General features: G+C 66.5%; 23 protein-coding genes and 1 tRNA gene. 20 read left to right on the plus strand and 4 right to left on the minus strand.

Annotated features, from left to right (window positions below; genetic code table 11):
- Positions 1-2 precede the first annotated feature (2 nt).
- A complete protein-coding gene (locus JNK84_RS16685; RefSeq protein ID WP_293425803.1) occupies positions 3-914 on the plus strand; it encodes an aminotransferase class IV in 912 nt (303 codons plus the stop codon).
- Entirely contained in the window at positions 899-1,651 is a 753-nt protein-coding gene (locus JNK84_RS16690) for a GntR family transcriptional regulator (RefSeq protein WP_293425804.1), read from the plus strand. Before JNK84_RS16685 ends, JNK84_RS16690 begins: the two co-directional genes overlap by 16 nt.
- An 18-nt stretch (positions 1,652-1,669) precedes the next feature.
- Here the strand turns inward: JNK84_RS16690 and JNK84_RS16695 are convergent, their stop codons facing one another.
- Positions 1,670-1,969, minus strand: coding sequence for a PilZ domain-containing protein (locus JNK84_RS16695; protein WP_293425805.1), 300 nt, complete (start codon positions 1,967-1,969; stop codon positions 1,670-1,672).
- 66 nt (positions 1,970-2,035) lie between these two features.
- A complete protein-coding gene (gene murA / locus JNK84_RS16700) occupies positions 2,036-3,328 on the minus strand; it encodes a UDP-N-acetylglucosamine 1-carboxyvinyltransferase (protein WP_293425806.1) in 1,293 nt (430 codons plus the stop codon).
- A gap of 467 nt (positions 3,329-3,795) precedes the next feature.
- On the opposite strand from murA, the gene JNK84_RS16705 reads away from it, so the two are divergent.
- Positions 3,796-3,870 (plus strand) — tRNA-Thr (locus JNK84_RS16705).
- Between the two features lie 382 nt (positions 3,871-4,252).
- Here JNK84_RS16705 and JNK84_RS16710 read toward each other — a convergent pair.
- Positions 4,253-5,209 (minus strand): Bug family tripartite tricarboxylate transporter substrate binding protein, encoded by a 957-nt coding sequence (locus JNK84_RS16710; RefSeq protein ID WP_293425807.1) that lies wholly within the window; start codon positions 5,207-5,209, stop codon positions 4,253-4,255.
- A 718-nt stretch (positions 5,210-5,927) separates the two neighbouring features.
- On the opposite strand from JNK84_RS16710, the gene JNK84_RS16715 reads away from it, so the two are divergent.
- The 7 genes from JNK84_RS16715 to JNK84_RS16745 all read left to right on the plus strand — a co-directional run bounded on the left by JNK84_RS16715 (position 5,928) and on the right by JNK84_RS16745 (position 13,346).
- Positions 5,928-6,722, plus strand: a complete 795-nt coding sequence (locus tag JNK84_RS16715) for an SDR family NAD(P)-dependent oxidoreductase (RefSeq protein ID WP_293425808.1) — start codon at positions 5,928-5,930, stop codon at positions 6,720-6,722.
- Positions 6,723-6,751: 29 nt separating this feature from the next.
- Entirely contained in the window at positions 6,752-7,099 is a 348-nt protein-coding gene (locus tag JNK84_RS16720; protein ID WP_293425809.1) for a RidA family protein, read from the plus strand.
- 164 nt (positions 7,100-7,263) lie between these two features.
- Positions 7,264-8,916, plus strand: a complete 1,653-nt coding sequence (locus JNK84_RS16725) for a thiamine pyrophosphate-dependent enzyme (protein ID WP_293425810.1) — start codon at positions 7,264-7,266, stop codon at positions 8,914-8,916.
- 294 nt (positions 8,917-9,210) lie between these two features.
- On the plus strand, positions 9,211-10,236 hold the full coding sequence (locus tag JNK84_RS16730) for a transporter substrate-binding domain-containing protein (protein ID WP_293425811.1): 1,026 nt from the start codon (positions 9,211-9,213) through the stop codon (positions 10,234-10,236).
- Positions 10,237-10,247: 11 nt separating this feature from the next.
- Positions 10,248-11,483, plus strand: coding sequence for an ABC transporter permease subunit (locus tag JNK84_RS16735; RefSeq protein ID WP_293425812.1), 1,236 nt, complete (start codon positions 10,248-10,250; stop codon positions 11,481-11,483).
- On the plus strand, positions 11,480-12,568 hold the full coding sequence (locus tag JNK84_RS16740) for an amino acid ABC transporter permease (RefSeq protein ID WP_293425813.1): 1,089 nt from the start codon (positions 11,480-11,482) through the stop codon (positions 12,566-12,568). Before JNK84_RS16735 ends, JNK84_RS16740 begins: the two co-directional genes overlap by 4 nt.
- A 28-nt stretch (positions 12,569-12,596) precedes the next feature.
- Positions 12,597-13,346, plus strand: a complete 750-nt coding sequence (locus tag JNK84_RS16745; protein ID WP_293425814.1) for an SDR family oxidoreductase — start codon at positions 12,597-12,599, stop codon at positions 13,344-13,346.
- Positions 13,347-13,354: 8 nt separating this feature from the next.
- On the opposite strand, the gene JNK84_RS16750 is transcribed toward JNK84_RS16745, so the two are convergent.
- The gene (locus tag JNK84_RS16750; RefSeq protein ID WP_293425815.1) at positions 13,355-14,125 is read right to left on the minus strand and encodes an IclR family transcriptional regulator; all 771 of its coding nucleotides are present in this window, start codon (positions 14,123-14,125) and stop codon (positions 13,355-13,357) included.
- A gap of 509 nt (positions 14,126-14,634) precedes the next feature.
- Here JNK84_RS16750 and JNK84_RS16755 point away from each other — a divergent pair.
- From JNK84_RS16755 to JNK84_RS16800, 10 genes are read left to right on the plus strand one after another with little or no spacing between them, the layout of a single operon-like run.
- Positions 14,635-15,822 (plus strand): acyl-CoA dehydrogenase family protein, encoded by a 1,188-nt coding sequence (locus JNK84_RS16755; protein ID WP_293425816.1) that lies wholly within the window; start codon positions 14,635-14,637, stop codon positions 15,820-15,822.
- Positions 15,823-15,829: 7 nt separating this feature from the next.
- Positions 15,830-16,603 carry an enoyl-CoA hydratase/isomerase family protein gene (locus tag JNK84_RS16760; RefSeq protein WP_293425817.1) on the plus strand — a complete coding sequence of 258 codons (774 nt, stop codon included), beginning with the start codon at positions 15,830-15,832 and terminating at the stop codon, positions 16,601-16,603.
- A gap of 4 nt (positions 16,604-16,607) precedes the next feature.
- Positions 16,608-17,828, plus strand: coding sequence for a CaiB/BaiF CoA transferase family protein (locus JNK84_RS16765; protein ID WP_293425818.1), 1,221 nt, complete (start codon positions 16,608-16,610; stop codon positions 17,826-17,828).
- A complete protein-coding gene (locus JNK84_RS16770; RefSeq protein WP_293425819.1) occupies positions 17,828-18,958 on the plus strand; it encodes a thiolase family protein in 1,131 nt (376 codons plus the stop codon). The genes JNK84_RS16765 and JNK84_RS16770 overlap by 1 nt, the downstream gene beginning before the upstream one ends.
- Positions 18,955-19,362, plus strand: a complete 408-nt coding sequence (locus JNK84_RS16775; protein ID WP_293425820.1) for a Zn-ribbon domain-containing OB-fold protein — start codon at positions 18,955-18,957, stop codon at positions 19,360-19,362. The genes JNK84_RS16770 and JNK84_RS16775 overlap by 4 nt, the downstream gene beginning before the upstream one ends.
- A 41-nt stretch (positions 19,363-19,403) precedes the next feature.
- Positions 19,404-20,327: a branched-chain amino acid transaminase gene (locus JNK84_RS16780; protein WP_293425821.1), complete on the plus strand. Its 924-nt coding sequence runs from the start codon at positions 19,404-19,406 to the stop codon at positions 20,325-20,327.
- Positions 20,327-21,427, plus strand: coding sequence for an Ldh family oxidoreductase (locus JNK84_RS16785; RefSeq protein ID WP_293425822.1), 1,101 nt, complete (start codon positions 20,327-20,329; stop codon positions 21,425-21,427). Before JNK84_RS16780 ends, JNK84_RS16785 begins: the two co-directional genes overlap by 1 nt.
- Positions 21,428-21,430: 3 nt before the next feature.
- Complete coding sequence (locus JNK84_RS16790; RefSeq protein ID WP_293425823.1) at positions 21,431-23,530, plus strand: hydantoinase/oxoprolinase family protein; 2,100 nt, start codon at positions 21,431-21,433, stop codon at positions 23,528-23,530.
- Positions 23,527-25,095 carry a hydantoinase B/oxoprolinase family protein gene (locus tag JNK84_RS16795; RefSeq protein ID WP_293425824.1) on the plus strand — a complete coding sequence of 523 codons (1,569 nt, stop codon included), beginning with the start codon at positions 23,527-23,529 and terminating at the stop codon, positions 25,093-25,095. Before JNK84_RS16790 ends, JNK84_RS16795 begins: the two co-directional genes overlap by 4 nt.
- Before the next feature lie 37 nt (positions 25,096-25,132).
- Complete coding sequence (locus JNK84_RS16800) at positions 25,133-25,960, plus strand: 3-keto-5-aminohexanoate cleavage protein (RefSeq protein ID WP_293425825.1); 828 nt, start codon at positions 25,133-25,135, stop codon at positions 25,958-25,960.
- Positions 25,961-26,071 lie beyond the last annotated feature (111 nt).

Consider the following 26,071-nt stretch of genomic DNA (forward strand, 5'->3'; position numbering starts at 1 on the left):
CCATGAGCAGCACCGCGGGCAGCGCCCAGGGCTATCTCGACGATCCGCGCAACGAGGCCGTTCTGGTCTATGTCGACAGCGCCTTCGTGCCGCGCAACGAGGCGCGGGTGTCGATCTTCGATTCAGGCTTCGTGCTCGGCGATGGCGTCTGGGAGGGCCTTCGCCTCAAGAACGGCCGGCTGATCCAGCGCGAGGCCCATCTCGACCGGCTGTTCGAGGGCGCCAATTCCATCGCGCTCGACATCGGCCGCTCGCGCGAGGAGGTGGCGGCCGCCATCGACGCGACGCTGGCGCGCAACGGCATGACCGATGGCGCGCATATCCGGCTGATGATCACCCGTGGCGTCAAGAAGACGCCGAACCAGGACCCGCGCTTCGTCATTGGCAAGGCGACCATGGTGATCGTCGCCGAGTACAAGACGCCGCGGCCGGAATCGAAGGCGCGCGGCCTGTCGCTGTTCACCTCGACCTTCCGCACCAGCACGCCGGACGTCTTCGACCTCAGACTCAATTCGCACAGCCGTCTCAACCTGATCCAGGCGCTTATCCAGGCGATCAACGCCGGCGCGGACGAAGCGCTGATGCTGGACCCCAACGGCTTCGTCGCCAGCTGCAACTCGACCAACTTCTTCATCGTCCGGCGCGGCGAGCTGTGGAGCTCGACCGGCAGCTACTGCTTCAAGGGCCTCACCCGGCAGGCGGTGATCGATGCCTGGCGCGCATCGGGCACGCAGGCGCTGGAGAAGGACTTCACGCTGGCCGAGGTCTATGGCGCGGACGAAGCCTTCGTGACCGGCACGCTCGGCGGCGTTACGCCCGTGACCCGGATCGACGGCCGGACGATCGGCGCGGGCGCGCCCGGACCGATGACGCAGCGCGCCTCGGAGCTCTATCAGGCATGGGTCGCCCGCTGATGCGCGCCGCGTCCGCCTCCGTCGACGAGCCGCTGGCCCAGATTCGGCGCGCGACCTTTCGCGACCAGATCGCCGAGCGCCTGCGCCACGCGATCGTGGACGGACAGATCGCGCCGGGCAGCGCGGTGACGGAGCAGCAGCTGGCGGCGGAATTCGGCGTCAGCCGCGGGCCGCTGCGCGAGGCCATGGGCCAGCTGGTGGAAGAGGGGCTGCTCGTCTCCGTGCCCTATACGGCGACACGGGTCGTCAGCCTGTCGCGCGACGATGTCAGCGAGATCTATTCGCTGCGAACCGCGCTCGAGACGCTGGCCTTCGCGCAGATCTGGGACCGGCGGACGCCGCAGTTCGCGCGCACGCTGAAAGCGCGGCACAAGGAATTGCTGCTCGCCCTGCCGGCCGGCGACGGCTTCGCTTCCTCGCTGGCCGAGGTGAAATTCCACTCGACGGTCTACGAGTTCTGCGGCCACCGGCTGCTCCTGGAGACCTGGCGTCGGATATCGGCGCGGCTGCACCTCTATCTCGCCATCCACCAGAAGGCTCACGGGCGCGCGGGTCCGCTGGACGATGCGCATAGCCGCTATGTGGAGCTGGCGTTGGGAGACAGGCTGGATCTCATGCAGTCCGAGATCGAGCACCACATGCAGCGCGGCATCGTTCAACTACAGACCTATCTGCAGGACGGCAGGTTCGTCGCAGCAGCGCCAACCCGCCGCGCGGCTCCTGGATCAGGCGCCTGAGGCCGGCGCCTGTTCGCGTCAGCCTTCCTGTTCGACGAACCTGACGCCGACGGACTGCTCGGCCCGCCAGACCACGCGGCAGTGGCGGGTTGCCTGCCGGTTGCCCGACAGCCGCAGCAGAAATTCGTCGGGAATCGCAACCAGATCCCTCATTCCGAGCTTGGCGCCCGTCTCGGAAATGTCCTGTATCACGCAGGGAACGCTGGTCCCGTCGGCCGGATTCTCGATGGCGACGGGATAGACGATGTCGCGCCGGTGAGCGCGGCGCTGGTCCTTCTGCCCCAGCGCGGGGCCGGTTCGGGATGAGCGGAACGGCATGGCCATAGCATCCGAGTGGAATGACGGCCTCTCGGGATATCAGACAGACGTTACGGAAGGCTTGCCTCAGCCGCCGGAGATGCGCTCGATCTCGGCGCCACAGGCGGCCAGCTTGGTCTCCAGACGCTCGAAGCCGCGATCGAGGTGATAGACCCGATTGACGGTGGTCTCGCCCTGCGCCGCCAACGCCGCGATCACCAGCGAGACGGAGGCCCTGAGGTCCGTCGCCATGACCGGCGCGCCTTTCAGCGTATCGACGCCCTCAATGGTCGCGGTCTGGCCGTCGAGATGGATGTTCGCGCCGAGCCGCGCCAGTTCCTGCACATGCATGAAGCGGTTCTCGAAGATCGTCTCGGTGATCCGCGACGTGCCCTTCGCACGCGTCATCAACCCCATGAGCTGGGCCTGAAGATCGGTGGGGAAGCCGGGGAAGGGGTCGGTCGTCACCGAAACCGGCTCGATGCCGTGACCGTTGCGGGCAACACGGATGCCCTCGTTGGTGGCGCTGATCTCCGCACCGGCCTGACCGAGCACGTCGAGCGCCGATTGCAGCAGTTCGGGACGCGCGCCCTCAAGCAGCACGTCGCCGCCGGTCATGGCCACGCACATCGCGTAGGTGCCGGTCTCGATCCGGTCCGCCACGACCGCGTGATGCGCGCCCTTGAGGCGGGTGACGCCGGTCACCTCGATCACCGGCGAGCCCTGCCCCTTGATGCGAGCGCCCATCTTCGCGAGGCAGTCGGCAAGATCGACGATCTCCGGTTCCTGTGCGGCATTGCGGATGACCGTGGTGCCATCCGCGAGGGCGGCGGCCATCAGCGCGACATGGGTGCCGCCGACCGTCACCTTCGGAAAGTCGATCTCGGCGCCCTTCAGTCCCTTCGGTGCAGAGACAACCGCATAACCCGCGTCGATCTCGATCGTCGCTCCGAGGCGCTCCATCGCCATCAGCAGGAGATCGACCGGCCGCGTGCCGATGGCGCAGCCGCCCGGCAGCGACACGCGCGCCTGGCCCATGCGCGCGAGCAGGGGCGCGATGACCCAGAAGCTCGCCCGCATGGTCGAGACGAGCTCGTAGGGGGCGGTGGTATCGACGATGGATCGCGCATTGAGCCGGACGGTCTGGCCGGTCAGCACCTCATCGCCCGAGCGCTTGCCCGCGACCGTGACGTCGACGCCGTGATTGCCGAGAATACGGGCGAGATTGTTCACGTCGGACAGACGCGGAACATTGGTCAGCGTCAGTTCGTCCTCGGTCAGCAGCGAGGCGATCATCAGCGGCAGGGCGGCATTCTTGGCGCCCGAGATCGGGATCGTGCCATGAAGCGGGTTGCCACCCTTGATGCGGATGCGATCCATGCGGAACTCCTCGATAAGGGCGGCGAAATGGCATGTTCCGGCGCGGGCGAAACCTCCGCCGGACGGAGATTCGGCACGGCGCGCGCCGTGCGAACCGTCTAGCCGACCAAACGGGGCGAAACAAGGAACGCGCCGCGGCGGCGGCAAGGCGACCTAGCCGGAACCGTCCCGTTCCGGCTCCGCGCGGGCACGCGCCTGATCCTTCCTGCGGCGCAGATTGGCTTTCAACTGGGCCGCGAGCCGCTCCGCGCGCGCGTCCCGCGCCTCCGTTTTCGTGCCCTGCAGCCGCTCTTCGCGTCCGGTATCGTCGGGTTTTGGATCAGCGCCCATGGCTCAAGGACTAGCGGCCACCCGGCCCCGCGCGCAAGGCCACACAGAGAAGACCCGCCTCGGCTCTTGCATCCTCAAGCCCCCTGTGGCAGGGAAGCGCTCCGTTCGACACGGCGCTTCGTGCGCGGTCGCGGCTTGCTGCGGTAGCTCAGTGGTAGAGCACTCCCTTGGTAAGGGAGAGGTCGAGAGTTCAATCCTCTCTCGCAGCACCATTTACCCAACTGTTTTCGTTGGCCTATTGTGGATGGCTCCGCCGGGATTCCTTGTCCGCCGTCGTGCAACGCAGCGCGGCTGAAGGCGTCTCTTCCGGCACAAACTTGACACGCGCATCCCCCGCCCGCTCTCGGACGCGCCTCGATTGAACGGCAGATTGGGAAGCCGTGCCAAGCCTTTGATCCAGCGAAGTCGCGCTTCCAGCGAGCAGGACCGCCGTCGGGAGTATGCCGGCCGCCTGTCTCTGACGATCGCGGGATCGAGGATGCGGCGCGCCTCGTAGCGGGCCGGCGCGCGGCAAGGCCACCACGCGCAGCAATGGCGCGGCCCTGACGAGGACGGACCGATGAGGCTAGCAAGCTTCACGGAAGGGCCGGTCGCTCACTTCTTCATCGCCTGGACAATGCCGCGCATTCGGCCGGATTCGTGCGCGAGCATGGTTGCGAACTGGGTCGATGGCAGGAGATCTGCCGTGCAGCCCAGGCGCTCGATCGTCGCGCGAACGGACGGGTCGGCGAGAGCCTGCGCGACATGGCCGGTCACGAGATTGATGACTTCGCGCGGCAGCGCGGGAGGGCCGAACAAGCCAGTCCACGCGGTAATCTCGACACCATCACCCGCCTGCTCGCGGAATGTCGGAACCTCGGGCAAGAGGTTCGAGCGCTGCGCCGCCGTGACGCCGAGTGCCAGGACCGCCCCCGCCTGGATGTGGTCGAGGCATGAGGTGAGATCGACGCAGGCGATGGGAAGCTGCCCGGACAGGACGTCGGTGACGGCAGGCGGCGCCGCCCGATAGGGAACGTGGAGAAGATGGGACCGCGTCCGCGACGCCAGCAATTCCATGGCGAAATGCGGCGTCGAGTTCACACCGGCTGTGCCGTAGGCGATGGCGGTGGCCGCCGTGCGCGACCTGTCGACGATGTCCCTGACGCTCTTCAGACCGGATCGCGGGTTCGCGATCAGGATCATCGGGACATCGACGAGTTTTGCCACCGGCGACAGTCCGGCAAGCGGGTCGAAATTCGACGTCGCGTTGTCGGTGTGCGGGTTAATGACGATCGCGCCGGTGGTGGCGACGACGAGCGTATGGCCGTCGGGGGCCGCTTTCGAGACGGCCTGAAGCGCTACCGAACCGCCGGCTCCCGGCCGGTTTTCGATCACGATGGGTTGCCGCAGCCGGGGGGCCAGGAAATCGGCCAGTATTCTCGCGACGACATCCGTCGATCCTCCCGCCGCGAACGGCACGACGAGGCTGACCGGCCTGGTGGGATAGGCCATTGCCCGGGCGGCCAGAGGAGCGAGCAGGCCGCTCAAGACCAGTGTCCTTCGTCGCAGCATGGCAAGATCTCCGGGTATTGGGGTCAGGGCGAAGGCACTGCGGGATCAGCGTGCGGCCCGTCGGGCCGGACCGTGTCCTCGCGGCAGGCGGCGGGACCCGTGGCGAGGCGGATGATGGCTCGCGCAACCATGTCGCTCCGGCATCGCAACTCGATCCGTCTCATGATTGATGGATCATATATCGACACGATAGATCGAAAAATAAACCACCGTCAATGTCCGTTGATCGAGCGTGGCGACGTTCGCCACGGATTCTGCGATCGCAACCGGTCGCGATGGGTCGCTGTTGCCGCGCCGAAAGGCCGTAGCCTGTCGCCTTGTCAGGACGGGCGGGCACAAGGCTTCTCGGCAACGCGAAGATCAGGCCTGACACCATTCTGCGGGTCGCGGCGCATGCGCAGCGGAGGCTGCGATATCGATCCGGGCTCGCTCCGTGACGGGCCATTGGCGACGACATGGATGAGTTCTGCGCGCGCCGCCTCTGGCCTGGGCACCGATCCGCGACCAAGCTATCGCGTCAGCTTCTGGCGCTACAAATAGATACAACGTATTGAATATAGATATGACAATAATCCGGCAATATCAGTACGATAATCACACTCCTGGTGTTTTCTGCGGGAATCTTCAGCCACAACGGCACGTCGATTAGAAAAAATGATCTTGCGTATCGATATGGAGGTCGCATAGTGTTTTCGTCGACCGAGGGAAAGAGGCCGCGATGAAGCACGCGAACAAGACAGCGATCGTGACCGGCGCGGCGCAGGGCATCGGCCTTGCCTGCGCGCAGCGATTGCACGAGGAAGGCGCGACCGTCTGGTTGTCCGACCAGAACGCGGAAAAGGTGAGCGCTGCGGCGGCCAAGCTCGATCCCAGCGGCAAGACCGCTTTCGCCTTCACCTGCGACGTGTCCAAACGCTCCGAGGTGGCGGCGCTGGTGGCCAAGGCCGTCGAGCAGAGCGGCAGGCTCGACATCATGGTCAACAATGCCGGGATCACCGTTTCGAAGTCGGTGCTGGAACTCACCGACGAGGATTATTCGCGCGTCATCGGCGTCAATCTCAACGGCACCTTCTACGGCACGCAGGAAGCCGCGCGGGTCATGGTCAAGCAGGGTGGCGGCGCCATCGTCAACATGTCCTCGATGCAGGCCATTCTGACCATCCCGACCAACGTGCCCTATGGCATCTCCAAGGCCGGCATCAACCAGATGAGCCGCATCTTCGCCGTGGCGCTGGCCAAGGAGAACGTTCGCGTCAACGCCGTCGGCCCCGGCACCATCCTCACCGACCTGACGCGCAACGGCGTTCTCTCGAACGAGGAATCGTACCGCCGCATCCTGTCGCGCACGCCCATGGGCCGCTGCGGCGAGCCCGAGGAGGTGGCGAGCGTCGTCTCGTTCCTCGCCAGCGACGATGCCTCCTACGTCACTGGCCAGGTGCTCTACATCGATGGCGGGCGCATGCCGCTGAACTACACCGTTCCGGTGGACGCGCTGCCCGGATCCAAATCCTGATCCCAGAAATCCCGAGCCGAGGAAAACCCATGCAGATCGAGCGTATCGGCGTCGGGCCGCGGATGAGCAAGGCCGCCTGCACCGATAGTCTGGTGTTCACCTGCGGCGAAGTCGCGACCGACAAGACCAAGGACGCGTTCGGCCAGACGCAGGAGATTCTGGACGCCCTGGACGCAAGCCTGCGTCAGGCGGGCACCCACAAGGAGCGCATTCTCAGCGCCACCGTTTGGCTCGCCGACATCAAGGACTTCGCCGAGATGAACCGGGCCTGGGATGCCTGGGTTCCGCAGGGCCATACCCCGGCGCGGGCAACGGTCGAGGCGAAGCTGGTATCGGCCACAGCGAAGGTCGAGATCGCGGTCATCGCCCTGCGCTAGCGCGCTGGGCGCAAGGCACGGCGCAGGTGACCCCGCCTGCCTGACGTGCCTCATCCCCCGCGCCCACCAAAGCCTTGTCGCCCCAACCACTCGTCAGTGCTTCAAGTGACCGACCATCAGGCGGTGTCGCGAAACGATGCCGGGTGCTCCCAAGGAACCATGACATGGCAGCCGAACCCGATTCCGCGCACCAGCCGCAGGCGATGACCACAGCCGAGGCCGTGGTCGACCAGCTCGCGCGCAATCAGGTCTCCACGGTCTTCGCCCTCCCCGGCGTGCAGAACGACCACCTGTTCGATGCCTTTGCCGGGGCCGCCGACAGGATCGGCCTGATCCATACACGCCATGAACAGGGCGCCGCCTACATGGCGCTTGGCGCAGCGCTCGCCACCGGCAAGCCCTCCGTCTTTACCGTCGTGCCCGGCCCCGGCATCCTCAATGCTGCGGGCGCTCTGTGCACTGCCTATGCGCTGAACGCCCCGGTTCTCGCGCTGACCGGACAGATCGCCAGCGCGGCGATCGGCAGGGGGCTCGGCCTTCTGCATGAGATTCCCGACCAGCTCGGGGTCCTGCGCTCGCTGACGAAATGGGCGGACAGGATCCATGCCCCGCATGAGGCGCCGACGAAAGTCAACGAGGCCTTCGCGCAGATGCGGAGCGGTCGACCCCGCCCTGTGGCGCTGGAATGCGCCATCGACGTCTGGCCCCGCCGCGCGCCCGTCGCCGCCCTGGAGCAGGGGGAGCCGCGCGCCATCCCGATCGACTACGACGCGGTCAAAGCCGCCGCCAGGCTCCTGTGCGGTGCGCGCCGGCCTCTCATCATCGTCGGCGGCGGCGCGCTCGGTGCCAGCGAGGCGGTGCGGGAGGTCGCGGAAATCCTCCAGGCCCCCGTTTCCAGCCACCGCACCGGACGCGGCGTGCTGGACAGCCGCCACCCCCTGAGCGTCAACAGCGCCGTCGGGCATCGGCTGTGGCGTGACGCCGACGTAGTGCTGGCGGTCGGCACGCGGTTGCAGTTGCAGCAGCTGCAATGGGGGCTCGACGACCAGATCAAGATCGTGCGCGTCGATGCGGACGCGGACGAGATGGACCGGGTGCGGCCGGCCAGCGTCGGCATCGTCGGCGATGCCGGGCCGGTCATGGCGGCCCTGGCGGACGAATTGGCTGTTCAGGCGGGCTCGCGGCCCTCGCGGGCCGACGAGATGAGGCAAATCAGGGCGCTGTCCGATGCCGACTGGGCGCAATGCCGCCCGCAGATCGACTTTCTCGACGCCATCCGGTCGGAGCTTCCCGAGGACGGCATCTTCGTCGACGAGCTCACCCAGCTCGGCTATGTCAGCCGTCTGTCATTTCCGATCTACAAGCCGCGCACTTTTATCACGCCCGGCTATCAGGGCACGCTGGGCTGGGGGCTGGCGACGGCCCTCGGCGTCAAGGCGGCGATGCCGGACAAGGCGGTCGTGGCGGTCAGCGGCGACGGCGGCTTCATGTTCAATGTGCAGGAACTGGCGACCGCCGTGCAGCACCGCATCCCGATCGTGGTGGTGTTGATGAACGATGGCGCCTTCGGCAATGTCATGCGCACGCAGACCGAGGATTTCGGCAACCGCCGGATCGCCAGCAACCTGAATAATCCAGACTTCGTGAAGCTCGCGGAAAGCTTCGGCGCGCAGGGCCTGCGGGCCAAGACGCCGGCGGAGCTGAAACAGGCGCTCCGGCAGGGCTTCCAGTCGGGGATGCCGACGATCATCGACGTGCCGGTCGGACCGCTGCCGAGCCCCTGGAACGTGCTGCGCTTCACCCGGTCGCGCCCGTGAACGTAGCTGCCGGGCGAGTGCGCCTCGGCCAGTGCGACAAAATGCTTCAGCCTTCGTCTCCAGCATCATTTTCGTCCGGCGGCGTGCCGCCTGACGGGCCGAGCCGGTCTCCGTCTTGCGCGGAAGGGGTTTAGCGTCATTGCGCCGCATTTCCCGGGCTTTCGCAGTCTTCTTTCGGGTGTCGTATCGTATATTGATACAGAATATTTTATATAGACCTACTATATTTATTGTGTATCGTTCCTTCCCGAGGTGACCTGAACCTAGTCAAAGGCAACGAAGGGGGCAGTCGACATGAAGCTCAATATCGCTTTGATCTGCGGCTTGTGGCTTGCGGGGTCCGTCAGCGGAGCCGCCGCCCAGGGTCAGACGCTCGATGCCATCAAGCAGCGCGGCAGCCTGCAGTGCAGCACCATCGCGGGCGGCTCGCCCGGCTTCTTCGAGCTTGATGACAGGGGCCGTTGGAACGGTTTCGATTCAGAGATCTGCCGCGCCGTCGCCACCGCCATCCTGGGCTCGCCGGACAAGGCGATTTTCGTGCCGCTGAGCTGGCCGCAGCGCTTTCCCGCGCTTCAGTCCGGCAGCGTTGACATCGTCGTCAACCACACGAGCTGGACGCTTCAGCGTAATTCGGTCCTCGGGTTCCAGTTCACGCTGCCCTATTTCTTCGGCGGCACGCAGTTCATGGTCAAGAAGAGGGCCGGCGTTACCAGCGCGACGCAGCTCGATGGCGTCACCGTCTGCGTGCCCGCCGGCACGACCACGGAACGGCTCGCGGCGGATTATCTGGCGTCGAAGAAGCTCAACTTCAGAATGCTTCCCTTCGAAAAGACCGAGGATGCCCGCGCGGCCTATCTGGCCGATCGCTGCGACACAATTGCCGGCTGGGGCCCAACGCTCGCGGTCTTCGGGGTTCGCCGCGCGCGTGACACCGCGGAGAACATCGTCCTGCCGGAGGTGCTGACCAACGAGCCGGTTTCGGCGGTGGTTCGCCAGGGCGACGAGAAGTTCCTGATCCTGGTCAACTGGGTGATCGCGGCGCTCATCGAGGCGGAGGAACTCGGCATCACCAGCGCCAATGTCGATTCCATGAGGGGGCATGCCGATCCGCGCATCGCCCGGCTTCTCGGCTCGCAACCGGGACTCGGCCGGGGTCTCGGCCTTCGCGACAGCTGGGCCTACGACGTGATCAAACATGTCGGCAATTACAGCGAAATCTTCGCCCGCAATCTCGGCGCTGGATCGGCCTACAACCTCCCCCGCGGACTAACGCGGCTCTGGAAAGATGGCGGCGTCCTTTACGCGCCGGTCTTCGACTGAGGCCTTCGAGCATGCGCGCCATCGGCCCGGAACGTTCCCTCTGGCTTGTGGCGCGCGGTCTCTGGTTCCATCGGCAGCTGCGCCGATACGTCGTTCAAGGCCTGTTCCTCGGCGCGGTCCTGCTGGCGCTGGCGACCACGATCAGCAACGTGCACAGCAATCTGGTCCGCCAAGGCATGGCCTATGGCTGGGATTTTCTCTGGCGCAACACCGGATGGAGGCTCTCGACCTCCATCCTGAGCCAGGACCTGGGCGACCCCTACTGGTGGACGATCGCCATGGGCGTGCTCAACACGCTGGTGCTTGGCCTGCTGTGCATCGTCCTGGCGACCATACTCGGCTGCTGCATCGGGCTGTTCCGCCTGTCGTCGAACGCGGCGGTGCGAGCCTTCAGCACCGTCTATGTCGACGTTCTGCGGAATGTGCCGGTCATCATGCAGATCTATTTCTGGTACGAGATCTTCAAGCACGCGCCGACGGAGCGTCAGGCGCTGGCCTTCGGCGGCGGCTTCTTCCTGAGCAGCCGGGGCTTGTATTTCCCCGCCCTCCGGATCGACCCCGGCGCGGGACTGCTGCTGGCGGGCCTCGCTGTTTTGGTCGGCGCCACCGCCTATATGGCGATCAAGGGCAGGTCCATCTACCCTCTCCTCGCGAGCCTGGCGGCAAGCGCAGTCGTCCTGGGCTGGCCGGGAGGGGCGGTCCAGTGGCAGCTGCCGGTGCTGCAGGGGTTCAGCTTCCGCGGCGGCCACCGGATGCCGGTCGAATTCCTTGTCCTGCTCGTCGCGATCACGCTCTACTCGGCGAGCTACATCGCCGAGATCGTGCGCGGCGGCCTGCTCTCCGTGGAAGCCGGGCAGATCGAGGCCGGCCGCGCGCTGGGCCTGAGGGAGCGGACCATCAACTGGCGCATCCGCTTTCCGCTCGCCATGCGCAGCGCTCTGCCGCCCCTGAGCAACCAGTATCTCATCACCATGAAGGTCACGTCGCTGGGGGCTGCGATCGGCTTCGCCGACCTGTTCTCCGTCACATCCAGCAGCATCAATCATGCCGGCCAGACCATCGAGATGCTCGTCGTGATGATGGGCTCCTATCTCCTGATCAACTATGTCCTGGCCACCGTGATGCAGCGCCTGAACCAGCGCATCGCCCTGAAGCGCAATGAACCCTCGCCGCGCTCGGGCCCGCGGCAGCCCCTGACGGCTTGGCTCCGGTGGAACAGGGCCAAGCCGGGATCGGTCAATCCATGACCGCCCCGGTGCCGGCCCCCATGACCGCGCCGAACGTGGCCCGACCGACGCTGCGTTCCCAGCTCTTCGGCACCAGGACCAATACGCTGATCACCCTGGTTCTGTTCGCCGTCGCGGCGTTCCTTCTCGGCTCGGTCATTCGCTGGGCCTTCATCGACAGCCTCTGGAAGGAAACGCGCGAGGGCCAGTGCGCGACCGTCAGCGGAGCCTGCTGGGCGGTCATCCAGGCACGCTACCGGCTGATCCTCTTCGGGCTTTACCCCTATGACGAGCACTGGCGCTCGGCCCTTGCCTGCCTCGTCGCCCTGTCGATGGTGCTGCTGAGTTGCATGCCCCGGTTCTGGAGCCTGCGGCGGCTGGTCGCCATCTGGCTTTGCGGGGCAGGCATTTTCGTGCTGCTGATGCGCGGCGGCGTTCTCGGCCTGCCTCTGGTAACGACGGACAAGTGGGGCGGGCTGGCGCTCACCCTCTATGTCTATCTGTCCACGGTGATCATCGGCGTGCCGCTGGGCATCGTTCTGGCGCTCGGACGCCAGTCGGACCTGCCGGCCATCCGTTTCGTCATCACCATGGTGGTCGATTTTGTCCGGTCGATTCCGATTCTCGCGGTGGTGTTCTGCGCCGCGCTGTTCGCACCCTTCATTCTTCCGGGCTGGCTGACGCCCGACACGCTCTATCGGGTCATCCTCGCCTTCGCCTTCTTCTTCTCCTGCTACTACGCGATGATCGTCACGGGTGGCATCCAGACGGTAACGCCCGGGCAGTATGACGCCGCTGCCGCCCTTGGCCTTGGATACTGGCGCTGTCGCCTGCTGATCGTCATGCCCCAGGCGCTGCGCGCCGCGTTGCCGGCCACGATCAACCACATGGTCATTACGCTCAAGGAAACCTCGGTGCTGATCATCATCGGCATGTTCGAGCTGACCGCTTCCGGCAATGCGGCGCTCCAGAGCAGCCAGTGGCAGCAATATTACATCGAGGTCTACATCTTCGTTTCGTTGATCTACTTCACGCTGTCCTTCTCGCTGTCGCGCTACGGCGCCTATCTCGAGCGGAAAATGCGGGTCGGTTCCAATGCCCGGTGACATTCCGGCCAAACCTCGAGAGGTTTCCATGTCTGACCAGAAGACCGTCATCGTGACTGCCGCCAGCCGCGGCATTGGGGCTGCCTGCGCGCGTACGCTCGCCGCCAAGGGCTGGCGGGTGGTGCTGATGTCGACATCGGCCGACTGCGAGACACTGGCCGCCGAGCTTGGCGGCTATGCGATGCGCGGCTCAGTGACGGAACCAGCCGATCTTGCCGCGCTGGTGCAACTCGCGATGGACAGAACAGGCCGCATCGACGCCCTCGTCGCCAATACCGGGCACGGGCCGGGATTGTCCGAGGTAAAGGCCGGCCCGGCCTATGGCCCCGATTCCGCCGGCCACCTTCTCGATATCGACGATGTCGACTGGCATGCCGCCCTGGACATGTACGTGATGAACGTCATCCGGCTGGCGCGGCTGATCACGCCGATCATGATGAAGCAGGGCAGCGGCGCCATCGTCGCCATCTCCTCCAAGATCGCCGTCGAACCGAAGCCTACCTATCCCACCAGTGCCCTGCGGCTGGCGCTCCATGCCTTCGCCAAGCTCTATGCGGATCGCTACGGTCGCGCCGGCATCCGCTTCAACTGCGTGCTGCCGGGCTTGATCGAGAACTGGCCGGTGCCCGAGCAGGCCTTGCAGCAATTGCCGCTCGGCCGCGCCGTGAAGCTGACCGAGCTTGCCGAAACCGTCTCCTTCCTGATCTCGGATGTGGCCGGCGGCGTGACGGGGCAGAGCATCCTGGTCGACGGCGGCTCCGCGCGCGGCGTCAGGTAGGGTCGCGGCTACGGCGCGTCGCCGGCGGTTGCCGGGTAGCTGCCGCCCAGAACGCGCGTCGCCTGCTCGGCGACCGAGATGGCCAACGCGCCGACGCGGTCGAAATCCGCGTGGGGCAGAGTGACCGAATCGCTGGTCAGAACAATCGAGCCGACCGGCGTCGGCCCGCTTCCCCAGACAGGGGCGGCCACGCTGCTGATCCGAGCCTTGGAGCCTCGCTCCGAGCAGGCGTAGAGGCGCTGGCGGATGAGCTTGACCTCCTTGCGCAGGTCGCCGGCCACGTCGCCGGTGCCGGAGGCATCGGCGGTCAGCTTTCCCGCGATCTCATCGATCGAGGCTTCGTCGAGAAAGGCCAGGATCGCCCGCCCGGAGGCGGCGATATGCATGGGAATGCGCTGGCCGGGATCGGAGGAATTGGCACGCCCCTTCTCGCCGTCGATCTTGTCGAGATAGATGATGTCGGGAAAATCCGCCCAGGCGAAATAGGCCGTCAGCTCGGAGTTCTTGGCAGCGTAGCGCAGGATCGGATGGACCAGTCGGCGGGCCTCGTTCTGGGCGATGACGCGCGACCCCAGCTCCCAGATCCGAAGCGTCGGCTTGTAGCGGCTGGAGTCGGCGGTCTTCTCGATATAGCCCTCTTCGAGCAGGGTCTGGAAAATGCGCTGAACCGCGCTCTTGTTGAGCTTGATCGTGCGCGCCAGCTCCGAAATCCCGCGCGGCGTGTCGGACAGCGCGAGGGATTCCAGGATCCGGAGGCTCTTGCGAAGGGTCGTGCTCATCGGTCGTGGATTGTCTCGTTCCAGAAGTGGCTGCGGGGAGGACGCCCGAACTCCGTCGAGCGGTAGGTGAGAACATCCTTGGCGTCAATCGACGCATTGCATTGCAATACGATATGGTCGTCCGGGCCGCGTGCCCTCCGCGCCCCGGGCTCGACTGGCAAGGGCATTCGTAGATCGTCGCTTCAAGGCGAGCACGATCGTCTGGCTTGCACGGCCCCGCATGATCATGCTGCGTCCATTCTTTGATATTTCTCGTATCATTATACGATACATTGACTTGTCGCGGCTCGCAAGCCCATCTGTTTCGCTGTTTCTGCCCGCATCCCATGCAAACGACGCTTCGGATCGCATGGCAGCGCAATGCCCCGCCTCTCTTCGCCTGCCCCGAATGACCCTTGACAACATCACGACCGACATACTCAAATACGTTGTATTGTATTTTGATCCAAAGTACCAGATTGCGCCGATGCGGCCCATCTGGACATGCATCGCGCCGGCGAGGGACCTGGATGACGCCCGAGACGTTTTCACTGCCCTCCGGCGCCTGGGAACTGCCGGATGAGCTTGAGCTGCTGCGGGAAACGGTGGCGCAGTTCATGCGCAACGAGGTGAGGCCGATCGAGGATCGCCAGCCTCACGACTGCTTCGAGCTACCGGAAGCCGATCTCGCCGGTCTTCAAGCCAAGGCCAGGGACCTCGGCCTGTGGTGCCTGTCCTCTCCGGTGGCCCATGGCGGCGGCGGCCTCGGGCTGCTGGCTCAGGTCCTGGTCGCCGAGGAGGCCGCCAAGTGCAGGATGGGCGCCTATGTGCCCGCCTGCGGCGCCTTCGGCATCGACCCGCCGAGCGTCATCTGGCTCGGCAACGACGACCAGATCAAGCGGTACGGCGTCGCCGGCATCCAGAAGGGCAAGAAATCCTTTGTCGCCATTTCCGAGGCGGATGGCGGCGCCGATCCCGCGCGCTCGATCAAGACGCGCGCGGAGCGCGTCGGCGACCACTACGTCATCAATGGCACCAAGATGTGGATCACGGCGGCGGACAAGGCCGACTGGGGCCTCGTTTTTGCCCGAACGGGCGATGCCGGCGACCGGGGCGGCATTAGCTGCTTCATTGTCGACCGTCACATGCCCGGCATCAGTGTCCGCGAGATACCGGTGATCCGGTCCTACTCGCCCTTCGAGGTGCATTTCGAGAACGTGCGGGTGCCGGCCGAAAATCGTCTTGGCGCGGAGGGCGAAGGCTTCGCGGTTTGCCAGAAATGGCTGGTCCATGCCCGCGTTCCCTACGCGGCGGCCGTGATCGGCATCGCGCAGGAAGCGCTCGGCATGGCGACCGCCTGGGCGCGGCAGCGAAAGTCCTTCAAGTCAGCGCTGGCCGACAAGCAGGCGATCCAGTGGATGATTGCCGACTCGGAGATGGAACTGCGCGCATCGCGCCTGCTGACCTACCAGGCGGCATGGCGGGCGGACCTCGGCCACGACATCAAGATCGAAGCCTCGATCGCCAAGGTGATGGCGACGGAAGCGGCGGGCCGCGTCATAGACCGCTGCGTGCAGATTTTCGGCGCCCTCGGCGTCGCCAGGGAACTGCCGATCGAGCGCTGGTATCGCGAACTGCGCATCAAGCGCATTGGCGAGGGCCCCTCGGAGGTCCAGCGCATGGTGGTGGCGCGCCACCTCATCAACGAGGGCAGGTGAGGCGGCCATGGCCATCGACTTCTCGACAGAAGACGGCGTCGCCGTCATCACCATCAACCGCCCGGAGCGGCGAAACGCCCTCGATGCCGAGCACTACGATGCTCTTTCCAGGGCGTGGCAGCGGGTGCGCGACGATGACGCCATCCGCGTCGCGGTGATCACCGGCGCGGGCGACAAATCGTTCTGCGCCGGCGCCGACATCAAGTCCTTCGTGGGACGGGATGTCGAACTTTCGGAACTCTGGCTGACCCAGAAGGGCCAGTTGCTGAACCGGGGCCTCGAAATCTGGAAGCCGATCATCGCTGCGGTGAACGGCGCCTGCGTCGGCGGCGGCATGACATTGCTGCTTGCCACCGACATTCGCGTGGCGGTCGAAGGCGCCGTCTTCAGCGTCTCCGAGGTGAAGCGCGGGATCATCGCTGCCAATGGCGGCACGCAGCGGATCATGCAGCAGCTTCCCTACGCCGTCGCGATGGAAATGCTCCTGACGGGCGAGTCGATCGACGCCGAAACCGCCCTTCGCTGGGGCCTGATCAACCGGATCGTCAAGCCGGACGCACTGATGGAGGCCGCGCTCGACTATGCGCGCCGGATCGCCGCCAACGCCCCCCTTGCCTTGCAGGCGGCGAAGGAGCTGGCCATTCGCTCGCGCGACATGGACCTGCCGACCGGGCTGCGCATGGAGCAGCTCGTCAACCGCATCCTGCATCACTCCGAGGATACCAAGGCCGCCAAGGCCGCCTTCGCCGAGAAGCGCCAACCCATATTCAAGGGGCGGTGAGGACATGGCGGATGGAGCTTCCGAGAATGCAGGCCAGCCCCTCCCGCTCGCGGGCCTGCGCGTGCTCGACCTCACGCAGATCTATAACGGCCCATACGCCACCTTCCTGATGGCCATGGCCGGCGCCGAGGTGATCAAAGTCGAGCCGCCCGGCGGCGAGTTCCTGCGTCGACGCGATGCGCGCAGCGGCGCCGGCGTGCCCTTCGCCATGCTCAACGCCAACAAGCGCTCCATCTCCCTCAACCTGAAGACGCCGCGCGGCCGCGACATGCTGCTGGATCTCGTCCGCCAGGCCGACGTGGTGGCCGAGAACTTCGCCCCAGGCGTCATGGACCGGCTGGGGCTCGGCTACGAGGCGCTCCGAGCGATCAATCCACGCATCATCTACGCGTCCGGCAGCGGCTATGGCAGCGAGGGCCCCTATCGCGACTACCCGGCCATGGATCTCACCGTGCAGGCCATGTCGGGCGTGATGAGCATCACCGGCTTCTCCGAGAACGCGCCAGTCAAATCAGGAGCCGCCCTCTGCGATTTCTTCGGCGGTGTCCATCTCTACGGCGCCATCACGACCGCGCTCTTCGCGCGCGAGCGGAGCGGCAGGGGCTGCCGGATCGAGGTCGCCATGCTGGAGGCCGTCTATCCGTCGCTCGCCTCCAGCATCGGCATGACCTACGGCGAGCGTGACGACATTCCCATACGCACGGGCAACCGGCATGGCGGCCTGTCGCTCTGCCCCTACAACGTCTATCCGGCCAGCGACGGCTTCGTCGCGATCATCTGCAACAGCGACAAGCACTGGCTGTGTCTGGTCGATGCCATGGCGCGCCCCGATCTGAAGGGCGATGCGCGGATGGCGACCATGCGCGACCGCGTCGCCCACATGGACGAGATCGACGGCCTGATCGCGAAATGGACATCGTCGCAATCGCGCGACGAACTGTTCACACGGCTCGCCGCCTTCCGCGTGCCGTCTGCGCCGGTCCGCGATCTGCCGGAGGTGATCGCCGATCCGCACATGCATGAGCGCGGCATGCTGCTGGAGGTCGATCATCCCCAGTACGGCCGGATTACCGTCTGCCGCAGCCCCATCAATTACGGCGACGCGGCGCGGCCCGACTACCGGGTCAGCCCGGCCTATGCGGCAGACAACGCGGCCGTCTACGGCGAGATGCTCGGCATCCCCGCCGCCGAACTCGCGGCGCTCCGCGCCGAGGGAGTGGTCTGATGCGCGGCCGGGCGGTCATCGCGGGCGTCGGCCACACCGCCTATGGCAAGCACGAGGGTAGGGATCGTATCTCCCTCATCGTCGAGGCAAGCCGCAACGCTATCGCCGACGCCGGCATCGCCAAGGACATGGTCGACGGCGTGCTGGTCAAGATGGCCAATGCCGAACCCTCCATCCTCTACGGGCAGAAGGTCGCGGAAGCGCTGGGCATGCGGCCGAAGGTCGGCTGTTCGCTCGACCAGGGCGGTGCCGCCAATATCGCCCTGATCAGCTATGCGGCGATGGCGATCGAAGCGGGCCTCATGGAGGTCGCCATCATCTGCTACGGCGACACGCCGCGCACCGGCAGCCGCAAGGTCTATGGCCGCGCGCGCGGCGACGATGCGGTCTATGGCTGGTATTCGACCGCCGCCGGATATGCGCTGCTTCATCAGCGCTACCGGCAGCAACATGCCATTCCCGACGAGCATTTCGGCGCCGTCGCGGTCACCTGCCGCGACCACGGCGCGCGCAACCCCAACGCCCATCTTCAGAAGGCGATCAGCCTCGACGAGTACATGGCCTCGCCCTTCGTGGTCGAGCCGCTGCGGCGCGACGATTGCTGCCTGCTGTCCGACGGCGCGGCGGCGGTCATCGTGATGTCCGCGAAGCGAGCGGCGGAACTGCGGATCGCCGGGGCGGTTCCCATTCTCGGATTCGGCCAGGCGCAGGAATCCTGGGACGTCCATCTGCGCGAGAACATGACCCGCACGATCTCCAGCCTTTCCGGCGAGACCGCGCTGAGGATGGCGGGCCTCGACCGCCGCGATATCGCAGTCGCCCAGCTCTACGACTGCTTCACGGTGACGCCGCTGATCACGCTGGAGGATTACGGCTTCTGCAGGCCCGGCGAAGCCGCCCGCTTCGCCGCCGACGGCGGCATCGCGCTCGACGGTCGGCTGCCACTGAATACGAGCGGCGGCCTTCTGTCCGAAAGCGGCACGCCCGGGCTCCAGCTCGTCATCGAGGGCGTTCGGCAGATGCGCGGCGACGCCAACCTACAGATCAGGGGCGGCGGCGCCTGCATCGTCAGCAATCAGGGCGGTACCATGCATACGCATGCGACGCTGATCCTCGGGAGAGCGGCATGAGCTTTCCGCTGCCCGACGTGACCCCGCTGAACGCGCCGCACTGGAACGGCCTGAAGCAGGGCCGCCTGATGTTCCAGCGCTGCCGCGCCTGCGGGCATGCGTGGCTGCCGGCGCGCGAAGCCTGTCCGCAATGCCTGGCGGTGGAGCCGGAATGGCAGGAATCCGCCGGCCGGGGCGCCGTGGTGAGCTGGGTCGTCTACCACACGGCCTATGACGCGGCCTTCAAGGATCGCCTGCCCTACGACGTCACCTGCGTCGCGCTCGACGAGGGACCGCGCATTCTCACCAATGTCATCGACAGCGATGCCGGCGCGAAGCTGCGCATCGGCGCCCGCGTCAGCCTCTGCATCGAGCACGAGGGCGAGCTTGCCCTCGCGCGCTTCAGGCTGGCCGGCGCCGGCTGACCTCACCATCCACGACATCCCTCCGGGAGCATCGAAATACCGTGTCCAAGTCAGCGCCCCAGTTCATCGTCTTGAACGGCAACCTCATCCCCTATGAGGAGGCGGTGGTCCATGTGATGTCGCCCGCGCTCAAGTATGGCCTGTCCGTGTTCGAGGGCCTCAGGGCCTACTGGAGCGCCGCGGATCAGGACCTCTATGTCTTCCGCCTTCAGGACCATACCGACAGGCTGCTGCAATCGATGAAGCTGCTGCGCTTCCAGCACGGCTTCGACGGCGCGGAGATCAACCGGATGACGCTCGATCTCCTGCGCCGCAATGACGTCAGGGCGGCCGCCCATATCCGCACGACCGCCTATCTCGACGGCAAGGGCGAGCAGCAGGCCAAGGGACCGGTGAGTTACGCGATATCGGCGCTCGAAAAGCCGCGCACGAGCAAGATCGACGCGGGCATCCGCTGCCAGATCAGCTCGTGGATGCGCATGGCCGACAATGTCATGCCGCCCCGCATCAAGTGCGGCGGCAACTATGTCAACGGCCGCCTCGCGCGCTATCAGGCGATCGTGGACGGCTACGACGAGGCGATCCTGCTCAACACGCAGGGCAAGGTCGCGGAAGGACCGGGAACCTGCATCTTCTTCGTGCGCAGGGGTGAGCTGGTCACGCCCGACATGGCGAGCGGCATCCTGGAAAGCCTGACCCGCGATACTGTCATCAGGCTCGCTCGCGAGGGCGGCATTGCCGTCTCCGAGCGGGCGGTCGACCGCACCGAACTCTACGCCGCCGACGAGGTGTTCATGGTCGGCTCGGCCGCCGAGCTCGTTCCCGTGGTGGACATCGACGGCATTGCCATCGGTGCCGGCGCGCGCGGCCCGCTGACGGCCCAGTTGCAGCAGGCCTATTTCGAAACGGTCACTGGCACGAGGCCGTCGCCCGCGGGCTGGCTCACCTCCGTCTACAAGGGCTGATGATGCACCCCCTGCCCGACTGGGCTGAGACGCTCGAGGAGGGCGGCCGGATCGGCCGCTCCGAACTCACCAACCGGACGGCGGACATTCTCGCCGCCGCGGGCGTTCCCATGCCCGGCGCCGCGCAGGCGGCCGCGCTGCTGGTCGAATGCCAGGCGCGCGGCATCAACAGCCACGGGCTGGCGCACCTGCCGATCTACCTCCAGCGGATCGGCAACGGCGCAATGGACCCGAAAGCCGTTCCTGCCATTCTCGACACGGGCGCCGCGACTGCGGTCGTGGACGGACGCAACGGCCTCGGCGTTCTGGTCGGGCTGGCCGCCATCGACGAGGCCTGCCGGCGGGCCGATGCTATCGGCATGGGCGCCTGTGCCGTTCGCGACAGCAATCATTTCGGCGCGGCGGCGCCGCTGGTCGGCCGCGCGGCGGGGAGCGGCTTCATCGCGCTGGCCTTCTCCAATGCCGCCCCGACCATGGCGCCGGCTGGCGGCCGGGAGCCTATTCTCGGCACCAATCCGCTCGCTGCCGCCTTTCCTCGCGCGGGACGTCAGCCGCTGATCATCGATATGGCGACCAGCGCGGTGGCGCGCGGCCGCTTGCGTCAGGCCGCGCTCAGGAAGCAGGTCATTCCCGCCGACTGGGCGCTCGATGCAGCCGGCAGGCCGACCACCGATGCCGAGGCCGCGCTCGCCGGAACCGTGCAGCCGCTCGGCGGGCCGAAAGGCTATGCATTGACATTGATGGTCGAGCTGCTCTGCACCGCCTTGTCGGGCGGGCGCCCCGGCTACGAGGTGCTCAACCCTCACGATCCGGCTCCCGCCGCGGCTGGGGTCAGCCATCTTTTCATAGCTCTTGATCCTCGCCGGTTCGCCGGGCTCGATGAGGCCCGGTCGGCGGCGACCCGCCTTGGCGCACGCATCGAGGCAAGCCCGCCGGGCGCCGACGGTATTGCTCCGCGCCTTCCGGGAACACGGTCGGAGACGACCGCCGCCGCCCGCGCGCGCGACGGCATTCCGCTCACGAGCGATCTCTTGGCTCATCTGCGCAAGGCGGTTCGGCTCGTCGCCGAGATGTCGGCGCGCCCTTCGTTTCAGGAGTGATCCTTGGCCTACCAGATTGCAGTCGATGTCGGCGGCACGTTCACGGATGGCGTTCTCCTTGACGAGGCCGCCAATACGATCTGGGTGGCGAAATCCCTCACCACGCCCAGCGATCCCGGCGAGGGAATTGCCCGTGTCGTCGAGATGCTGCTCGCCAAGAGGCCGCCCCCCGCCGGCGGGCGCGCGCATGGCGTCGAACGCGTGGTTCACGGCACCACGCTGATCACCAATACGCTGCTCGAACGCAAGGGCGTGCGGACCGCGCTTGTCGTCACGGCAGGGATCGAAGACACCTTGGATATCCGCCGGGAGATGCGTTACGATACCTACGATCTCGCCGCGACATTTCCCGAGCCGCTGGTGCCGCCGGCCCTTCGTTTCGCCATCGGCGAGCGGACCGGCCCGTCCGGCGAAGTGTGGCGGCCCGTCGCCGGCGCCGATGTCGAGGAGCTTGGCCGCCGGCTCGCGAACGAGGATGTCGCGGCGGTCGCCGTCTGTTTCCTTCATGCCTGCGTGAACGGCGAGCACGAGCGGCAGACCGTGGACATCCTGCGGCGGATATCACCGGAGCGCAGCTACTCCCTCTCATCGGAAGTGGCGAGCGAGGTCGGCGAGTACGAGCGGATGTCGACGGTCGTCGCCAACGCTTATGTCCAGCCCATCGTCGATCACTACATGCGCGTGCTCGGCCAACGCCTTGCGGAGCTCGGCGTTGCCGGGCGGCTGGACATCATGGTGTCCCACGGCGGCTTCACCGAAGCCGAGATCGCTGCCCGGTTCCCGATCCGTCTGCTCGAATCCGGCCCGGCGGGCGGCGTCCTCAGCGCCATCAACTGCGGCAGCGCCGAGGGCATCGACCGCATCCTCGCCTTCGACATGGGCGGCACGACCGCCAAGTCCTGCGTCTCCATCGGTGGTGTTCCCGCCATAACCAATGTCTTTGAATTCGCTCGCGTCAGGCGCTTCAAGCGTGGCAGCGGCCTGCCGGCGGTCTCCCCCAGTATCGACCTGATCGAGATCGGCGCGGGCGGCGGCAGTATCGCGCGGCTCAGCGCCCTCGGCCTTCTGCAAGTCGGCCCCGACAGCGCCGGCTCGGAACCGGGGCCCGCCTGCTACGCGCTCGGCGGCACCCAGCCGACCGTGACCGACGCCGATCTCGTCCTCGGCTACCTCGACGCCGACGATTTTCTCGGCGGCACGATGAAGCTCAGCACGGTCAAGGCGACGGAGGCGCTTGCCGCGCTCGGCGGACGGCTCGGGCTCTCCGCCGAGGAAACAGCCTGGGGCATCCACGACATCGTCAACGAGAACATGGCGGCGGCGGCCCGGACCCATATAGCCGAGCACGGCCACGACGCCCGCAGCTTCACTTTCGTCTCGACGGGCGGGGCTGGCCCGGTCCATGCGATCGACGTGGCGCGCCGGCTGCGCATTCCGCGCGTCCTCTGCCCGATCGCCTCCGGCGTCGGCTCCTGCCTCGGCTTCCTCGCCGCGCCGGCGCGCGCTGACCGCTCCTGGTCGCGACTCGAACCGATCGGCAACTTCGACCGGGAGGCGCTGTCGCGGCGGATAGAGGCGGCGCGTGACGAGATCGCGGGCGACCTCGCCAAGGCCAATGTCGCGAGGGACGATATCGTCTGGCGGACGGCGGCCGAGATCCGCTATCGCGGCCAGGGTGCCAGCATCGAGATCGACTTCGGCACGGCAGTCGCTGCCGCTCTTGCCCCCGAACGGCTCCTGTCCGGCTTCGAGGCGGAGTACAAGCGGCTTTACACGCGCATCGTGCCCGACGGGGTTCCCGAGATCGTCACCTGGCGCATCTCCGGCCAGTCGCCCCGCGCGCAGCGGCGCTACGCCTTCCCCGCCTCGGAGAAGGCGGAGTTCAGCAGCGAGCCCAAGGGCATGCGACGCATCTACCTGCCCGGCGAGAAGCGCTACGCGACCGTTCCCGTCTACGACCGCTACCGGCTGCCGCCGGGAGCGACGCTGGCCGCGCCGGCGGTGATCGTCGAGCCGGAATCGACGCTGGTCATCGGGCATTCGGCCAGCATCCGCGTGCTCCCGACGGGCACGATCCAAGTCGATCTGGAGGACGCGCGATGAGCGGCACGAGGCAAGCGATCGATCCGATCACGCTGGAAATCCTCTGGACGCGGCTGGTCAGCGCCGTCGATGAGGCGGCGGCGACCTTCGTGCGCACGTCCTTTTCCACGCTGGTGCGCGAAGCGAACGACTATGCCGTCGTGCTGACCGACAGGCGGGGCCGCAACATCGCCCAGTCGTCGCAGAGCATCCCGTCGTTCATCTCGACCATGCCGGTGACGATCCGGCATTTCATCGAGACCTTCGGCATCGAGAGCATGCGCGAGGGCGACGCCTTCATCACCAACGACCCGTGGATCGGCACTGGCCATCTCAATGATGCCAGCCTTGCCGCGCCGATTTTCCGGAATGGCGAGGTCATCGGCTTTGCCGGCGTCGTCAGCCACCTGCCCGACATTGGCGGCCGCCTGCGCAACGCCGCCAACCGGGAACTGTTCGAGGAAGGCCTGCAGATCCCGCCCATGCGCATCCTCGCCGCCGGCAAGCCGGAGGCCGCGCTGATCCAGCTCATCCGCGCCAATGTTCGTGTGCCGGACGAGACGATGGGCGACATCTGGGCGCAGATTTCCTGCTGCGGCACGCTGGCCGATCGGATCAATGTCCTGATCGACGAGACCGCCATCGATTTCGATGCCTTTTCCGACGAGATCATCTCGCGCACCGGCAATGCGATGCGCGACGCCATCGTCGCGGTCCCCGACGGCGTCTATGACTACGTGATCGAGAATGACGGCCCCTCCGAAATGCCCGGCGGCGTCATCCGCATCGCTTGTTCCGTGACTGTCGCGGGCGACCGGATCGCCGTCGACTACACGGGATCGAGCCCGCAGGTCAGCCTCGCCATCAACACGGTGGCGAACTACACCTTCGCCTACAGCGCCTATGCGCTGAAGGCGCTGCTGGCGCCCTGGATTCCGAACAACGAAGGCAGTTTCGCGGCCATCTCGGTCACCGCGCCGGAGGGTTCTATCCTCAACCCGACCAAGCCCGCGCCCTGCGGCGCACGCGGCATGATCGGCCACCTGCTGCCGCCGGCCATCTTCGGGGCTCTCGCCGAGGCGCTGCCGGACCGCATCCAGGCGTCGCCTGGCTCGCCCTCCAACAACGTCCAGCTCGCAAGCCTCAGCGGCCATGTGCGCTATGCGGTGAATGCGTTCATCGGCGCCGGTCAGGGCGCCGGGCAGCACCAGGACGGCATGTCGGCCATCAGCTTTCCGAGCAACCTGTCGAACACGCCGATCGAGGTGCTCGAATCGCAGGCGCCCATCGAGGTGCGCAGCCGCGCGATCCGCCGCGGCTCCGGCGGGCGCGGGCACCGCAGGGGCGGCGACGGCATCAGCTTCGAATTCGCGATGCGCGGCGACAGCCCGGCCATCGCCTCGTTCATGGTCAACCGCGTCCGGCGTCCGGCGGCGGGTCTCGCAGGCGGCGAGCCTGGCGCTGCCGCCCGGTTCGAGCTCAACGGCAAGCCGACCGAACCCTCCGGCCAGCATGTGCTGCGAAAGGGCGATGTCGTGCTGATCGAAACAGGCGGCGGCGGCGGGTTCGGCACGCCCAGGGGCTGAAAGCCCGCTCATCAAAAACGCCTTCGGGGAAACAACCATGACACCTTGCATCATCACGGTCGCGATGACTGGTTCCGTGCCGCGAAAGAAGGATACGCCGGCCGTCCCGGTCACCGTAGCCGAACAGATCGAATCGACCCATGAAGCCTTCGAGGCGGGGGCCTCGCTCGCCCATATCCACGTTCGGGACGATCAGGAGAACTCATCTTCCGATCCCGAGCGGTTCGCTGCCGTTCAGGCCGGCATCCAGAAGCACTGCCCCGGCATGATCGTCCAGTTCTCCACCGGCGCCCGCGGGCGCCAGCTCAGCGAGCGCGGCGGCATGCTTCACCTTCGCCCCGACATGGCGTCGCTGGCGACCGGCTCGGTCAATTTTCCGACCTTCGTCAACGAGAACCCGCCCGATTTCATCAAGGGTCTCGCGCAGACCATGCTCGACCACGACGTCAAGCCGGAATGCGAGATTTTCGATCTGGCGATGCTCTACAACGCGGCGGACCTCGTGCGGGAAGGGCTGCTGAAGTCACCACCCCATGTGCAGTTCGTGCTGGGGATCAAGAACGCGCTGCCCGCCCGCCGGGAGATCCTCGAATTCGAGGTGGCCCAGCTGAAGACCATCCTTCCCGCCGCGACCTGGACGGCGGCCGGGCTTGGTCGCCACCAGCTCGAGGTCAACCACTGGGCGCTGGAGATGGGTGGCCATTGCAGGACCGGCCTTGAGGACAATATCCGGTTCGACCAGACGCGGCTGGCGAAGAGCAATGCGGAACTGGTCAAGCGGCTCGCGGACCTCTGCGGTTCGTATGGGCGTCGGCCTGCGACCGCCGTCGAGGCGCGTCGCATTCTCGGCTTGAGGGCCGCCTAGCCGTCGGGTCTTGCGGAAGGGGAGTGTTCGCGGCCTTTGGCGACGTCACGCGGCGCTGAGCCGTTCCGCGGCTTTGCGGATCGGCCCTGCCTTCGCGGCGTCATTCAGCAG

Source organism: Phreatobacter sp. (genome assembly GCF_016793595.1).
GTDB lineage: Bacteria > Pseudomonadota > Alphaproteobacteria > Rhizobiales > Phreatobacteraceae > Phreatobacter.